Raw genomic sequence first — 13,106 nt, 5'->3', positions numbered from 1 at the left:
ATCTGTGTAGCTAAAATCGCGAACTACCTGATAGCGTCATCTGCAGAACGACATGGAGGCCGAGGGCGGACGAAAGTCCGGATCGTCGCAGGTATCGGCAAGGGGGAGACATGGCTGTTGCATCATCCGCGTGGGCTTCCGATGTCTCACGCCGGCGCTCAACTTTCGTGCCGCTTCAGCGCCGGGGGTTGCGTTCGGCGTCGCAGGTGGCGTTCGTCGCGTCCTGCGTGGTCGCCGCCTCCGCATCCGTCGCGCTCGGCGCGCTCGCGCTCGTCTGACATACCGACTCAGGGGAAGGGACACCATGGGAAAGCTGTACTACGGGGCTGACACGGAGGCCGTCGTCATTCCCGACCGCCTGTTGAGCCACATCAAAGTGGTCGCGGCCACCAAGCTGCGTCGCAACGAGTCATTCACCTTCTCCTGGGTGCACGCGCCGGGTGAGCCCGTGGGTCGCTCGACGCTCTGGCTGCAGCCCTCGATTCCGATGCGGTTCGTCTTCGACTCCGTCGAGCCCGAACAGCTCGACCCGGCGACGCTGCGCACGCTCGCTGACCAGGCCGCGTCGAGCGCGGGCATGCACGTCGACCTCACGAAAGACGACTTCGGCATCCAGAAGGGCGCCACCGAGCGCAAGCTCGCCTCAGTCGCCTGATCCTACGTCTCGCGAAGCCCCGGACCGCCGTCGCTGCGGTTCGGGGCTTCGCCGTTCTGGCCGGTCGCCGCTGACGAGAGTGCGCGACCCTCGGCGATCACCCCGTCGGATGTCAAGGCCCTCGGTGTCGCCGCGCATCTCGCGCAGCATGGCCCGCAGGCATCCGACCACGACGAGAGGACGATCATGAACACGACCGCCGACCCGCGCGAGGGTGAAGGATCCGAGGGATTTCCCGGGCAGGAGCAGTCGCAACCCGGAAAGACCGCGCCCATGGATCCGCAGCCGGATCACGGCGAGCAGAGCTACCGCGGGACCGGCCGGCTGACCGGACGTCGCGCGCTCATCACCGGTGGCGACTCCGGCATCGGTCGGGCAGTGGCGATCGCGTTCGCCCGTGAGGGCGCCGACGTCGCGATCGGCCATCTGCCGGAGGAAGCCGACGACGCCGCCGAGACGGTGCGATGGATCGAGGAGGCCGGACGGCGCGGCGTCGCCCTCGCCGCCGACATCCGCCACACGGACGCAGCCACGCAGATGGTGGAGCAGGCGCACGAGCAGCTGGGTGGTCTCGACCTCCTGGTGCTCAACGCCGGATACCAGCGCGATCGCGAGAGCATCGAGACGATCCCGCTCGACGACGTCAAGCGGGTCTTCGACACCAACCTCGTCGGTCTGATCGCCGGAGCGCGTGCTGCGGTGCCCCTTCTGGAGGAGGGTGCGTCGATCATCGTCACGAGCTCGGTGCAGGCGTTCTCACCCTCGCCGTCGCTGATCGACTACGCCATGACGAAGGCGGCGCAGGTCGCCTTCATGAAGGCCCTGGCCGAGGAACTCGGACCCCGCGGGATCCGGGTCAACGCGGTCGCACCAGGGCCGGTGTGGACACCCTTGATCCCCGGCACCGGCTGGGACGAAGAGCGCATCGAGACCTTCGGCACGGATACGCCGTTGGGTCGCGCCGGGCAGCCCGCCGAACTCGCCGGAGCCTACGTGTACCTCGCCTCGGATGCGGCGCGCTACGTCAGCGCCGCCGTTCTGCCGGTCACGGGCGGCAAACCGCTCTGAACTTCGAGACCGGTGCCGGTCGTTCGTCTGCGGAGCCTTGCATGCGCATCGCGGACGACGACCGGCACAGGTGCGTTCGGGCGACCGATCATCGAAGCAGGGTCGCGACCGGGCGGCCACGGGTGGGAGTACGGAAGCAGTATGGGACGACTCTGGTACGGGCGCGAGGAGTACTTCGTGGTCGAGGACGATCTGATCGCGCACCTGCGCGTCGTGACGATGAACAAGCTTCGTCGTGGCGAAGCCTTCATGCTTACCGTGCCCACCGCCGACGGCACCGGCGGTCGACGGAGCCTGTGGATGTCTCCGGCGGTGCCGCTCTCGTTCACATACTCTCGACGGGGCACCGTGCAGATCAGGCGTGAACTCGTCGAAGCGCTGATGGACGATGCCAACAGCCCCGACGGGTTGGATGTGCAGGATCTGATGACAAGACACACCCCGTCGTAGATGCCCGCTGACCAGCCCCGTGAGAGCATGTCGACGTCGCAGACCCGAAGGAGCTCGCCATGCCCGATCCGCGCCGCCGCCCTCTCGGTACGGGAGCACTGACGCTGCAGACCGCAGAGGCTCCCGAGCGCTGGCGGCTCACAAGTAGCGACGAAGGCGCCCCCGAGGCGAACTGGGGCCACTGGGTGCGTCTCGCGCAGCGGATCCTCGAGGTCGACGCCCTGTCGCGCGAGCGAGAAGGGCGCGGCGACGCCTGGGATGAGGGCTTCGCCGCCGGGCACGCCGCGCAGAGCGACCAGACAGCGAATCCCTACCGCTGACCGCCGTTCTCCGCCGCGAGACGCAACGCATCCGCACCGAGGCCGAACACCTCGCGCTGCACGCCGGCGATCGCCGCGGGGTCGTCGCCTCGTAGCTGGATCACCACGGTGACCCGCTCGCCCTTCGCCGTCTCGCCCGACCACGATGCGGCGAGCACCCCCGGCGCAGAACCGCCCTTGAACCCCAGATAGGGCAGAATCGTGCGATCGAGATCCGCTCCGAGTCCTGTGTTCTTCGACAGGATGGCGCGTACGGTGTCGTCGTTCGTGTCGAGCAGCGCCTCATGCACTGCTGCCACGGTCGCGGGGCTCGCGAACCAGTCGATGCCGGTGTTCCAGACCGGGTTGGTCACGCTCGCCGCATCCACCGACAGCGGAGCGTCGTCGATGCCGTCGAGAAGTCGTCGACGCCCCGCCTCATCGGCGTCACGCCACTGGGTCGCCAGTGCCGCATCGCCCCAGCCGAGAGTGAAGAAGCCCTTCGTCGTCAGCCATGGCGCGTTGCCCGCGCCCCCGACGCTGGCGAATGCGGCCTCGACACGCTCGCGTCCGAGTCGCCGGATGAGCAGATCGGTCGCGGTGTTGTCGCTGATCGCGATCATCTCCTGGGCTGCTTCGCGGACGGAGATCTCGGAGCCGGTGGGCTCATCCTGAAGGCGTCCGGACGGCAGGCTCCGATCCGGGTCGGTCAGCACGAGCGTCTCGTCCCACGCCAGCTCTGACGAACGGACCGCCTCGGTGGTCGCGAGGAGCACGAACAGCTTGAACACGGAACCGAGAGGAGCGGCATCCTCCGCGCGGCGTTCGACGAGCTCCTCGTCGCCGCGAGTGATCAGGACCCCGACCTCGCCCGGCAACTGATCGAGGCGATCTGCCACCTCGTCGAGCGAGGTTGATGCTCTTCATGGCTCGGACGCCGGGCCGAGGAGGAAGGCGACGATCTTGTCATCGTCGTTGAGGGCGACGGTCATGTCGAACGCTTCACCGATCGTGCCTTTGATCGTCGTCACGGCGGAGCGTTCGTCTCCCCGGTAGGCCGTGACGATGAAGGGGGCGGCGGGCCGGATCTGCGTGTTGAGCAGGTCGGCGACCTCGGCTGCGGACACCTCGGCCGTGAAGGCGGCGTCGAGGTGAGGCTCCCACTCGGCGGCCGTGGTGTCCTCGTCGGCGCCGAGCACGTCGACGATCCATGAGGTCTTCGCGCCCACGGGGGTGTCGGCGATCTTCACGGACGAGGGTGTCGTCGACGCAGAGTTGGGCGCCTCTGCGGCGGGCGCGCACGCCGTCAGGGCGAGCGCCGCGGCGGCGACGAGAGCGAGGGACGAGTGCGGGCTCAGCCGGCGGGGCATGGCGGGGTCCTTTCGTGGGGGATCCCATCCACGCTATGCACGGTGTCGCTCGAGCGCCTCCGCCTGGCGGGGGAGTTCTCGAGTGCTCGTCAGGAACCGGGACGCTCGATCAGGAGCAGGCCCTGCTTGGTGTCGGCGAGCGTCATCCATCCGTCGCCGAACTGGTACGTCATGCCGTAGCCGTCCGAATCCGGGTTGAGGACGTTGGCCTTGTTCTCGGTGATGTACTCGTCGCCGACGCTCGTCCAGCCGCTCGCGAGAAGTTCGCTCCGGGCGGTCTGGGCCTCGGTGTCGCTCACGGGCGCCCAACCGAACACCTGCACGTGATCGCTGGCGACCGAGTAGTCTCCCCAGACGCACTGAATGCCTTCCGGGAAAGTCAGGCTGCCGACGCGGAACACATCCTCCTTCGCCGTCCACTTCGCCTTCGCGAAGTCCGCGATCACGTCGTCCGGAAGCAGTGACTCGCAGGTGGCGGCGTCGATCGTCCCGGCTGTGGGCTCACTGGTGGCGACGGGGGTCGGCGTGGACGCATCGGGCTCCGACGCGGGAGTGGATGCGGCGGGCTCCGGAGCGGCCGGGCTCGAGCACGCGGCGAGCGAGAGGGCGCCGGCGACGAGCAGGGCGGCGCCGAGCGAGGAGCGGATGCGGCGTGTCATGCCGAGGCCTCCGAGTCGGTAGCAGGGGCGAAGAAGTCGAGGAAGGACTGATGGAGCGCGCCGTTTGTGGCCAGCACCGAGCGGGTGGAGAGGGAGTCGGTGCCGTCGAACGCCGTCATCCGCCCGCCGGCTTCCGTGATGATCGGACCGAGAGCGGCGATGTCGTACTCCTTGACGTCGAACTCGGCGACCATCTCGAGTCGACCCTCGGCGAGGAGCATGTACGGCCACGCGTCGCCGTACCCGCGGTCGCGCCAGACGGTACGCGAGAGCCGGATGAGGCCGTCCAGATGACCCGCGTCATCCCACTGCGCGATGCTCTGGAAGCTCACGCTCGAGCGGTCGAGGCTGTCCACGTCCGACACAGCGAGCCGGCGCGGCCGGGCGCCGCCGTTCGTCCAGGCGCCCTCGCCCTCGGCCGCCCACCACCGGCGTCCGATCGAGGGCTGGCTGACGACGCCGACGCGGGGCACGCCGTCGACCGCGAGGGCGATGAGCGTCGCCCAGATCGGGATGCCCTTCAGGTAGTTGTGCGTGCCGTCGATCGGATCGATGATCCACTGGCGGGCGCTGTCGCCGACCGATCCGAACTCCTCGCCCAGCACCGCGTCGTCCGGTCGTTCCGCGGAGAGGATGTCGCGGATCGCCTTCTCGGTGGCGATGTCCGCCTCGGTCACATAGGACGCGTCGGGCTTGACCTCGATGCTGAGGTCGGCGGCGTCGAAGCGAGACATGGCGACGGCGTCCGCCGCATCCGCCATTCTGAGGGCGAGCGCGAGGTCGTCGGAGAAGCTGCCCGCGAGCGCGCCGGAAGACGAAGTGGGGGACATGACCGTCAGCCTACCGGGCCGGTACCGGCCCGATTGGCGCTCCGGTTCGTCGGGTGATAGCGTTGTCCCTCGGTTCGGAAAGTGAGTTTCTCGCCCCGGATCACGCACCTCTAGCTCAATCGGCAGAGCAACTGACTCTTAATCAGTGGGTTCTGGGTTCAAGTCCCAGGGGGTGCACGGGTTGCCTCGACAGATCTCGCCATCTGCCGGGGCTTTCTGCTTTTCAGGGCGGCGCTAGGCTGGCGGCGTGCAGCTCGAGCCGGTTTTCACCGCGGTCGCCGTGGGTCTCGAAGTCGTCGGAGCGACGGCGATGGTCGTGGGGGCGGTGATCGCCGTCGTCCTCGCGGCACGCTCCCTCGGGCGCCGGGAGGGCGGGCGGGCGGCATTCATGGTGCTGCGCACGACGCTCGGCTCCGCGATCCTCCTCGGTCTCGAGGTGCTCGTCGCCGCCGATCTCATCCGCACGATCACGTCCAAGCCCTCCCTGGAGGATGCGCTCATCCTCGGCCTCATCGTTCTCATCCGAACGGTGCTGTCGATGTCGATCCAGATCGAGATCGACGGGGTGCTTCCGTGGCGACGGGCGCTGTTGACCAGCGGCGGTCAACTGATCGGCGAGGCCGTCGCGCGCGATCGGGTCGCATCGGCCCGATGACGTCGGAGAGGGCGACGTCCGATCGATAGTGTCGGGTCATGCGCTTCTCCTCTCGCCTCGCCGCCGCGGCGGTACTCGTGGTCGCGTTCGGCCTGACGGCCTGCTCGGCGCCCGCGTCGAGCACCGTGGCAACGCCCTCCCTGACCTCGACGGCTCCCGCCGAGCCGACGTTGGGTGCGGGCAGCGTCATCGATGCGACGACCGCGCAGGAGATCGGCACGCGCGGCACCCAGCGCGCGTATCCCATGGCCGACGGCAGCTTCATCGTCGTCGACCGGGGAGAGCCACTGCCGGAGGCGGTACAGGCGGATATCGACGCGAAGGCTGTCGCGTTCTCCGACGAATGGGGCAGTGACGCGCAGGCGGCCGCGACGTCGGCGTCGTTGCGCGCCCGGGAGAAGGTCGTCGCGGACGCATCGTGGGGTACGGGCAAGCGCCCCATCCTCATCTTCAAGATGACCGCATACGAGACTGCCGAGGCCGAGACGCCGACGACGTTCTGGATGGTCAACGGGGCCGGCCCCGCGCCGGACGGGGTCTCGCGTTCACGAGAGGAGATGACCGCCGTCGTGAACGACTGGCTCGCCCAACAGGACGACCCGGACGTTTACGTCGTCATCCACGGCTGAGGGCCGGCGGCAGGCGTGACGGCGGCCTGCGCGTTGAGCCGAGAGGCTCATGTCGAGGGGCGTTCGAGAGGGCCGAACAGGGCTTGCCAGAGCCACTGTGTCGCGGTCTCGATCGGGGGCAACGGGTCGCGAGCGAGCCAGGCGGTGATCACGCCGAGGGCGCTACCGGTCACGCTTGCCGCGACGACGTCCACCGGAAGCCCGTCGAACACCGACGGTGCCCCCTGGCGCACCGCGTCGCCCACGATGCCCTGCACGCGCGCGCGCAACTGCGCCGCGACGGCGAGGGACCCGTGCTCGCCGAGCACGAGTCGGTAGAGGTCGGCGTTGTCGGCGATGTGCCGCAGGTAGGTGGTCAGCTCGGCGGGCGGCTGGCTGATGTCGCGCGGGTCTGCAGAACGGATGACCCGGCTCGACACGTCATCGACGGCCGCCTCCAGCGCATCGGCGAGAAGCTGATCCTTGTCGGCGTAGTGCTGGTAGAAGCTGCTGCGATTCACCCCTGCCTCGGCGGCGATGTCGGCGACCGTGATGGCATCGAGCGGACGCTCACGGGCGAGCGCGAGCAGTGCGTTCTGCAGACTCGCTCTCGTGCGCGCCACGCGGGGATCCATCCCGCCATCTTGGCAGAGCGACGGTCCGCTGCTGGGAGTTCTCCCACACGTGATGGTTTTGCAACACGTGTCGGATATTGTCGTCGAGGCTCGATGGCGCGCCGCATCCCACCACCCCTTCGGAAAGGCACGTCGTGGCCCAACTCCTCTACCGGCTGGGGCGCTTCTCGGCGCGCCGCGCCTGGATCGTCCTCCTCGCCTGGGTGATCGCGCTGGGCGTCGCCGCCGGCTCGTTCGTCGCCTTCGGCGGCACGCTCGCCACCTCCTTCAGCATTCCCGGCACCGAGACGGAGCGCGTCAACGACCGCCTCGCCGACGCTCTGCCCGACCTCACCGGGGCCAGCGCGCCCGTCGTCTTCCAGACCGACGGCCAGTCGTTCACCGACGAACAGAAGGCCGACATCTCCTCGCTCTTGAAGGACGTCGGCGAGCTCGATGGCGTCGCGGCCACGGTCGACCCGTTCCAGACCCAGGCGCAGCGCGCCGACCAGGCCGCGCAGCTGGAATCCGGCGCCGCTCAGCTCGCGCAGGGCGAGACGCAGTTGGATGCGGCGCAGCAGCAGCTCGACGCGGGCAAGGCGCAGTTGGACGCCGCCATCGCACAGGCGCAGGCGGCGGGCGTCTACGCCCAGGCCGAGGCACAGTTCGCGGCTCAGCAGGCGCAGATCGCGGCGGGGCAGGAGCAGCTCGACGCGTCACGCGCTCAGCTCGAGGCGCAGAAGCCGCAGCTCGAGGCGGGCCAGGAACTGCTCGATGCCGCATCCGGGATCCGCACCGTGTCGACCGACGGCGCGACGGCGATCGGCAACGTGGCCTTCACCGAGGACATGTTCTCGCTGCCGCAGGAGACGAAGACCGCGGTCGCCGATCGTCTCAAGAGCGCCGACATCCCCGGGGTCAGCATCGACTACTCCTCGACGATCGCCCAGTCGACCGACGGCCTCATCGGCGTGGGCGAGCTGGTCGGCGTGCTCATCGCGGCGCTCGTGCTGGCGATCATGATGCGGGCTCTGCTTCCCGCCATCACGCCCCTCATCGGCTCGCTCATCGGTGTCGGCGTCGGTCTCGCCGGATCCCTCGCGTTCTCCGACGTGGTGGACATGGCCTCCGTGACGCCGATCCTCGGTGTCATGCTCGGCCTCGCCGTGGGCATCGACTACTCGCTGTTCATCGTCAACCGCCACCGCAAGCAGGTGCTCGCGGGCATGGAGATCGGGGAGTCGATCGGTCTCGCCAACGGCACCGCCGGCAACGCCGTCGTCTTCGCCGGCACGACCGTCATCATCGCCCTCGTCGCCCTTCTCGTCACCGGCGTCCCATTCCTCGGCGTCATGGGCGTGGTGGGAGCGGCGTGCGTGTTCGTGGCCGTTCTCGTCGCGATCACGGTCACGCCCGCGCTGCTCGGGCTCATGAAGCTTCGCGTGCTGCGTCGCGGGCTGCGCGCGAAGGTCGGGCATCCCGACCACGCACCGGCCCGGCTTCGCCCCATGCGCACCGGCCGTGTGGTCGCCGCGGGGGCGGTCGCGATCATCGCCCTCCTCGTCATCGCGATCCCCGCCCTCTCGATGCGCCTCGGCCTTCCCGATGGATCTTCGGAGGCCACCGACACGACCCAGTACCGGGCCTACACGGCGGCGACCGAGGCCTTCGGCGCTGGCATCAACGGGCCGCTCCTCGTCGTGGCGGAGACGCCGCAGGCGGTGGACGAGGCCGACCGCGTCACGACACAGGCCGCCGTCGTCCGCACACTCATGGCGCAGGACGACGTGGATGCGGTCGCTCCGATCGCGGTCTCGGACGACGGCAGAACCTTCGCGTTCCAGGTGGTTCCGCAGGACGGTCCCGCCAGCGAGACGACCGAGACCCTCGTGCACGATCTGCGGGCCCTATCGCCGCTCGACGGCGACATCGACCTCGGCGTCGCGGGCCAGGCGTCGGCCAACATCGACGTATCGCAGAAGCTCGCCGACGCGTTGCCCGTCTACCTCGCCGTCGTGGTCGGTCTGTCGCTGATCATCATGGTGCTCGTGTTCCGGTCGATCCTGGTGCCCATCATCGCGACCGCCGGCTACGTGCTGTCGCTGTTCGCGGCGCTCGGCGCGGTCACGGCCATCTACCAGTGGGGCTGGCTGAGCGACGTGTTCGGCGTCCACGATCCCGGCCCGGTGCTGAGCTTCGGGCCGATCATCCTCATGGGTGTGCTCTTCGGCCTCGCGATGGACTACCAGTTGTTCCTCGTCTCGGGCATGCGCGAGGCGTACGTCCACGGTGCGCCTGCACGCGCCGCGGTCGTTGCCGGCCTGCGCGGAGGTCGCGCGGTCGTGACGGCTGCCGCGATCATCATGATCTCCGTCTTCGGCGGCTTCATCTTCAGCCACCTTGCCATGGTGCGGCCGATCGGCTTCGGGATGGCGATCGGTGTGCTCTTCGACGCGTTCGTCGTGCGGATGGTGATCGTCCCGGCGCTCATGCACCTGTTCGGGCGTGCGGCATGGTGGCTGCCACGCTGGCTCGACCGCATCCTGCCCGATGTGGACGTCGAGGGCGCGGCCCTGGAACGCGCTCACCCCGTGCAACACTGACCTGTCGCGACACGGAAGAGGGGGTGCCGACCGTCCGGTGGGCACCCCCTCTTCCGTGTGCTCGTATCAGGCCGCGTCGCCGACGAGGACCGCGACCCCCTCTTCGGCCGCATCCGCCGGGCGCTCATCGATGCGACGCAGGGCACGGCGGCCGAGCGCGATCGTCAGCGCCGCGATCACGATCGATGCGGCGGCCACGAGGTACGGAACGGTCGCATTCGAGGTGTGCCACAGCCACGCGGCGAGCGGGGGAGCGGCCGCCCCGCCGAGGAAGCGGACCGCAGAGTAGGCCGACGATGCGACCGCGCGGGGGAGATCCGTGGCCTCCATGACCGCCTCGGTGAGCACCGTGTTCATCACGCCGAGAAGCAGGCCGCCCACGACGATGCAGGTCACCAGCGCGGCGGAGCTCGCCACGAGGAGGCCGCCGACGACGAGATCGATGGCGAGCAGCGGCAGCACGACAAGCATGACGCCCGAGCGGGTGAAGCGGCGCAGCAGGAGCGGCGCGACCCACACGCTCGTGATCGCAAGGGCGACGCCCCACCCGAAGAAGGTGAAGCCGATGCCCATCGCCCCGAATCCGAGCGGGAAGGGTGAGAAGGCCAACAGGGTGAAGAAGCCGATGTTGTAGAACAGAGCCGCAACCGCCAGCACGGCGAGGGCGGGCTTGCCGAGTGCTCGGAACGGGGCCGACAGTGGCACGGGTGAGCGCTTCTCCTTCGGGCCGCGCAGGAGCACGGCGACGGCGATGAACGCGATCGCCATCAGCGCGACGACGCCGAAGAAGGGGCCGCGCCAGCTCACCTCGCCGAGCAGGCCGCCCAGCAGCGGACCGACGGCGATGCCGACGCCCAGGGCGGCCTCGTACAGCACGATCGCCGCGGAACTGCCCCCGCTGGCCGCCCCCACGATCGTGGCGAGAGCGGTGGAGATGAACAGGGCGTTGCCCAGACCCCATCCGGCGCGGAAGCCGATGATGGCGTCGACACTGCCCGACAGCGCGCTGAAGAGCGAGAAGACGACGATCAGAGCGAGGCCCGCGAGCAGCGTGGCCTTCGCGCCGATGCGACTCGAGATCCAGCTCGTGACCAGCATCGCGAGGCCCGTGACGAGCAGATAGCTCGTGAAGAGGAGTTCGGTCTCGACGGGGGTGGCCTCGAGAGACTCGGCGATGGCCGGGAGGATCGGATCGACGAGGCCGATGCCCATGAACGCCACCACGCAGGCGAACGCGACGGCCCACACCTGCGCGGGCTGACGCCAGACGGACGTCGTCGCCCCGCTCATCGTGCCGCTCCTGCAAAAGCGTCCGTGCGCGACATCAGGATGCGGGAAGCGTGGTCCAGCGCCGCCCACTCGGCGTCGTCGAGGTCGGTGAACAGCGGCTCGAGCGTCTCGCCGAGCTGCGTGCGCCATGCATCCATCGCTTCCGATCCGGCGGGCGTGATCGAGACGAGCGTCACTCGGGAGTCCTCTTCGTCACGTTCGCGCGCCACGAGATGGAGGTCCGCGAGCTGGCCGACCAGACGGGTCATGCCGGGCTGGGTGGTGCGGCTCAGCCGCGCCAGGTCGCCCACGCGCTGGGGACCCTCCTTCTGCAGGATGCTGAGCGCGCGCCACTGGGCGGCGGGCGCATCGTTCTGTGTCGTGACGGCGGCGACGCGGGTGAGTGCGTGCGCGGCGACGACGATCCTCTCGATGGCTTCGGCTTTTCGCATATCCAAAGTATATACCGCAGGTATGTAAGGTGGATGCGGAACAGGCACGAATCGCCGGCACCGGACCGCCGTAGGCTGGGGGGATGACTCCCGACGACATCGTGATCGTTGCCGCTGCCCGCACGCCGCAGGGAAGGCTGAAGGGGCAGCTGGCATCGATCCCGGCCCCTCAGCTGGGCGGGATCGCCATCCGCGGCGCCCTGGTGCAGGGCGGGATCCCCGCATCCGCCGTCGATGCCGTGCTCGTCGGGCAGGTGCTGCCGGCAGGTACCGGGCAGAATCCCGCCCGACAGGCGGCGATCGCCGCAGGGCTCGGATGGGACGTGCACGCGGCGGGCGTGAACAAGGTCTGTCTGTCCGGGCTCACCGCCGTCATCGACGCGGCCCGGATGATCCGCGTCGGCGATGCCGCGGTCGTCGTCGCCGCCGGCATGGAGTCGATGAGCCGTGCCCCGCACCTGCTGACCGGTTCGCGCGACGGGTACGCCTACGGCAGCGTCGAAGTGCTCGACCACATGGCCTACGACGGACTCACCGACGCATTCGACCGCGTGAGCATGGGTGAGTCGACCGAGCGTCGCAACGCCGACTACGAGGTCACCCGCGAGGAGCAGGATGCGGTCGCCGCACGTTCGCACCGGCGCGCGGCCGACGCGGCGGCCGCCGGCCTCTTCGACGCCGAGATCGTTCCCGTCGAGGTGCCACAGCGCCGGGGGGAACCCGTCGTGATCACCCGTGACGAGGGGATCCGCGCCGACACCTCCGAAGAGGTGCTCGCGAAGCTGCGTCCGGCCTTCGCCGAGGGTGGGACCATCACCGCCGGCAACTCGTCGCAGATCTCCGACGGCGCATCGGCCGTCGTGCTCACGACGCGCAGCCACGCCGACGCGCAGGGCTGGAAGGTCCTGGCGGCGCTCGGCGCGAGCGGCCAGGTCGCCGGGCCCGACAATTCGCTGCACGCGCAGCCGGCGCGGGCCATCGCCCGCGCACTCGACCGGCAGGGACTCGCTGCATCCGATCTGGATCTCGTGGAGATCAACGAAGCCTTCGCCGCGGTCGTCGTGCGCTCTCAGCGCGAGCTCGGGGTGTCGGACGAGGTCGTGAACCCGCAGGGCGGCGGCATCGCACTGGGGCACCCGATCGGAGCCTCGGGCAACCGCCTGGTCGTCCACGCCGTGCACGAACTCGTGCGGCGCGGTTCCGGCACCGCAGCGGTCGCGCTGTGCGGCGGCGGCGGTCAGGGCGACGCGCTCATCCTCGTGCGCTGACGATCGCGCGGCCGGGGACGTCAGCGGCGAAGGCGCTTGCGCAGCAGCTTCGTCTCGTCGCCCGAGACCGGGGAGTCACCGGCGGCCACATGCCCGCGCTTGGCGCGGAAGGTGTCGACGATCGCACCGATCGCGAGGGCGAGCGTGATGCCCCAGCTGACCCATGCCAGCGCCGTCCGCCAGGTGAAGGGCTCCTCGTTGTTGCGCAGCCCTCGAAAGAGGGTCGCGCCCCCGAGCAGGGCGCTGAACAGACCGGAACCGAAGAGGTAGGAGCGCATAGGGCCACGCTATCGCGGGAGGATACCC

Annotated in this window: 17 protein-coding genes and 1 tRNA gene; 10 read left to right on the top strand and 8 right to left on the bottom strand. The window is 69.4% G+C overall.

Annotation, left to right across the window (positions count from 1 at the left end):
* The first annotated feature begins 110 nt into the window (after positions 1–110).
* The 5 genes from EHF32_RS15715 (at position 111) to EHF32_RS05850 (ending at position 2,493) form a co-directional block, all read left to right on the top strand.
* Complete coding sequence (locus EHF32_RS15715) at positions 111–278, top strand: hypothetical protein (protein WP_161594063.1); 168 nt, start codon at positions 111–113, stop codon at positions 276–278.
* A gap of 26 nt (positions 279–304) precedes the next feature.
* Positions 305–655: a DUF7882 family protein gene (locus tag EHF32_RS05865; protein WP_137417301.1), complete on the top strand. Its 351-nt coding sequence runs from the start codon at positions 305–307 to the stop codon at positions 653–655.
* A 186-nt stretch (positions 656–841) separates the two neighbouring features.
* Positions 842–1,723: an SDR family oxidoreductase gene (locus tag EHF32_RS05860; protein ID WP_137417300.1), complete on the top strand. Its 882-nt coding sequence runs from the start codon at positions 842–844 to the stop codon at positions 1,721–1,723.
* A gap of 177 nt (positions 1,724–1,900) precedes the next feature.
* Entirely contained in the window at positions 1,901–2,173 is a 273-nt protein-coding gene (locus EHF32_RS05855) for a DUF7882 family protein (protein WP_137417298.1), read from the top strand.
* Positions 2,174–2,232: 59 nt separating this feature from the next.
* A complete protein-coding gene (locus EHF32_RS05850; RefSeq protein ID WP_137417296.1) occupies positions 2,233–2,493 on the top strand; it encodes a hypothetical protein in 261 nt (86 codons plus the stop codon).
* Here EHF32_RS05850 and EHF32_RS05845 read toward each other — a convergent pair.
* From EHF32_RS05845 to EHF32_RS05830, 4 genes are all read right to left on the bottom strand, one after another.
* Positions 2,484–3,371: a serine hydrolase gene (locus tag EHF32_RS05845; protein ID WP_137417294.1), complete on the bottom strand. Its 888-nt coding sequence runs from the start codon at positions 3,369–3,371 to the stop codon at positions 2,484–2,486. The two genes, EHF32_RS05850 and EHF32_RS05845, sit on opposite strands and share 10 nt — an antisense overlap.
* 24 nt (positions 3,372–3,395) lie before the next feature.
* A complete protein-coding gene (locus tag EHF32_RS05840; RefSeq protein ID WP_137417292.1) occupies positions 3,396–3,842 on the bottom strand; it encodes a Cpe/LpqF family protein in 447 nt (148 codons plus the stop codon).
* An 89-nt stretch (positions 3,843–3,931) separates the two neighbouring features.
* On the bottom strand, positions 3,932–4,501 hold the full coding sequence (locus EHF32_RS05835; RefSeq protein ID WP_137417291.1) for a hypothetical protein: 570 nt from the start codon (positions 4,499–4,501) through the stop codon (positions 3,932–3,934).
* Entirely contained in the window at positions 4,498–5,331 is an 834-nt protein-coding gene (locus tag EHF32_RS05830) for an inositol monophosphatase family protein (protein WP_137417289.1), read from the bottom strand. The genes EHF32_RS05835 and EHF32_RS05830 overlap by 4 nt, the downstream gene beginning before the upstream one ends.
* 104 nt (positions 5,332–5,435) lie before the next feature.
* Here EHF32_RS05830 and EHF32_RS05825 point away from each other — a divergent pair.
* The 3 genes from EHF32_RS05825 to EHF32_RS05815 all read left to right on the top strand — a co-directional run bounded on the left by EHF32_RS05825 (position 5,436) and on the right by EHF32_RS05815 (position 6,615).
* Positions 5,436–5,508, top strand: a tRNA-Lys gene (locus tag EHF32_RS05825).
* Positions 5,509–5,578: 70 nt separating this feature from the next.
* Complete coding sequence (locus EHF32_RS05820) at positions 5,579–5,986, top strand: DUF1622 domain-containing protein (protein ID WP_137417288.1); 408 nt, start codon at positions 5,579–5,581, stop codon at positions 5,984–5,986.
* 38 nt (positions 5,987–6,024) lie between these two features.
* Positions 6,025–6,615, top strand: coding sequence for a hypothetical protein (locus EHF32_RS05815; RefSeq protein WP_137417286.1), 591 nt, complete (start codon positions 6,025–6,027; stop codon positions 6,613–6,615).
* A 47-nt stretch (positions 6,616–6,662) separates the two neighbouring features.
* Here EHF32_RS05815 and EHF32_RS05810 read toward each other — a convergent pair whose 3' ends face one another.
* Positions 6,663–7,217, bottom strand: coding sequence for a TetR/AcrR family transcriptional regulator (locus EHF32_RS05810; protein ID WP_238343804.1), 555 nt, complete (start codon positions 7,215–7,217; stop codon positions 6,663–6,665).
* Between the two features lie 146 nt (positions 7,218–7,363).
* On the opposite strand from EHF32_RS05810, the gene EHF32_RS05805 reads away from it, so the two are divergent.
* Positions 7,364–9,811 (top strand): MMPL family transporter, encoded by a 2,448-nt coding sequence (locus EHF32_RS05805; RefSeq protein ID WP_137417282.1) that lies wholly within the window; start codon positions 7,364–7,366, stop codon positions 9,809–9,811.
* 66 nt (positions 9,812–9,877) lie between these two features.
* Here the strand turns inward: EHF32_RS05805 and EHF32_RS05800 are convergent, their stop codons facing one another.
* Together EHF32_RS05800 and EHF32_RS05795 are read right to left on the bottom strand one after the other, a co-directional pair.
* Positions 9,878–11,101 carry an MFS transporter gene (locus EHF32_RS05800; protein WP_137417280.1) on the bottom strand — a complete coding sequence of 408 codons (1,224 nt, stop codon included), beginning with the start codon at positions 11,099–11,101 and terminating at the stop codon, positions 9,878–9,880.
* Positions 11,098–11,532, bottom strand: coding sequence for a MarR family winged helix-turn-helix transcriptional regulator (locus EHF32_RS05795; RefSeq protein ID WP_137417278.1), 435 nt, complete (start codon positions 11,530–11,532; stop codon positions 11,098–11,100). Before EHF32_RS05795 ends, EHF32_RS05800 begins: the two co-directional genes overlap by 4 nt.
* Before the next feature lie 83 nt (positions 11,533–11,615).
* Between EHF32_RS05795 and EHF32_RS05790 the strand changes: the two genes are divergently transcribed.
* A complete protein-coding gene (locus EHF32_RS05790) occupies positions 11,616–12,800 on the top strand; it encodes an acetyl-CoA C-acetyltransferase (protein WP_137417277.1) in 1,185 nt (394 codons plus the stop codon).
* A gap of 20 nt (positions 12,801–12,820) precedes the next feature.
* Here EHF32_RS05790 and EHF32_RS05785 read toward each other — a convergent pair whose 3' ends face one another.
* On the bottom strand, positions 12,821–13,078 hold the full coding sequence (locus EHF32_RS05785; protein ID WP_137417275.1) for a hypothetical protein: 258 nt from the start codon (positions 13,076–13,078) through the stop codon (positions 12,821–12,823).
* Between the last annotated feature and the right edge of the window lie 28 nt (positions 13,079–13,106).

The sequence above is a fragment of the Microbacterium sp. RG1 genome (assembly GCF_005347485.1).
GTDB lineage: Bacteria > Actinomycetota > Actinomycetes > Actinomycetales > Microbacteriaceae > Microbacterium > Microbacterium binotii_A.
This window is presented reverse-complemented; position numbering and strand designations above follow the sequence as displayed.

Excerpts from the sequence above, each read along its gene's own strand:
- EHF32_RS15715 (WP_161594063.1), top strand. The coding sequence starts at position 111 with ATGGCTGTTGCATCATCCGCGTGGGCTTCCGATGTCTCACGCCGGCGC.
- EHF32_RS05865 (WP_137417301.1), top strand. The coding sequence starts at position 305 with ATGGGAAAGCTGTACTACGGGGCTGACACGGAGGCCGTCGTCATTCCC.
- EHF32_RS05860 (WP_137417300.1), top strand. The coding sequence starts at position 842 with ATGAACACGACCGCCGACCCGCGCGAGGGTGAAGGATCCGAGGGATTT.
- EHF32_RS05850 (WP_137417296.1), top strand. The coding sequence starts at position 2,233 with ATGCCCGATCCGCGCCGCCGCCCTCTCGGTACGGGAGCACTGACGCTG.
- EHF32_RS05840 (WP_137417292.1), bottom strand. The coding sequence starts at position 3,842 with ATGCCCCGCCGGCTGAGCCCGCACTCGTCCCTCGCTCTCGTCGCCGCC.
- EHF32_RS05835 (WP_137417291.1), bottom strand. The coding sequence starts at position 4,501 with ATGACACGCCGCATCCGCTCCTCGCTCGGCGCCGCCCTGCTCGTCGCC.
- EHF32_RS05830 (WP_137417289.1), bottom strand. The coding sequence starts at position 5,331 with ATGTCCCCCACTTCGTCTTCCGGCGCGCTCGCGGGCAGCTTCTCCGAC.
- EHF32_RS05815 (WP_137417286.1), top strand. The coding sequence starts at position 6,025 with ATGCGCTTCTCCTCTCGCCTCGCCGCCGCGGCGGTACTCGTGGTCGCG.
- EHF32_RS05800 (WP_137417280.1), bottom strand. The coding sequence starts at position 11,101 with ATGAGCGGGGCGACGACGTCCGTCTGGCGTCAGCCCGCGCAGGTGTGG.
- EHF32_RS05795 (WP_137417278.1), bottom strand. The coding sequence starts at position 11,532 with ATGCGAAAAGCCGAAGCCATCGAGAGGATCGTCGTCGCCGCGCACGCA.
- EHF32_RS05790 (WP_137417277.1), top strand. The coding sequence starts at position 11,616 with ATGACTCCCGACGACATCGTGATCGTTGCCGCTGCCCGCACGCCGCAG.
- EHF32_RS05785 (WP_137417275.1), bottom strand. The coding sequence starts at position 13,078 with ATGCGCTCCTACCTCTTCGGTTCCGGTCTGTTCAGCGCCCTGCTCGGG.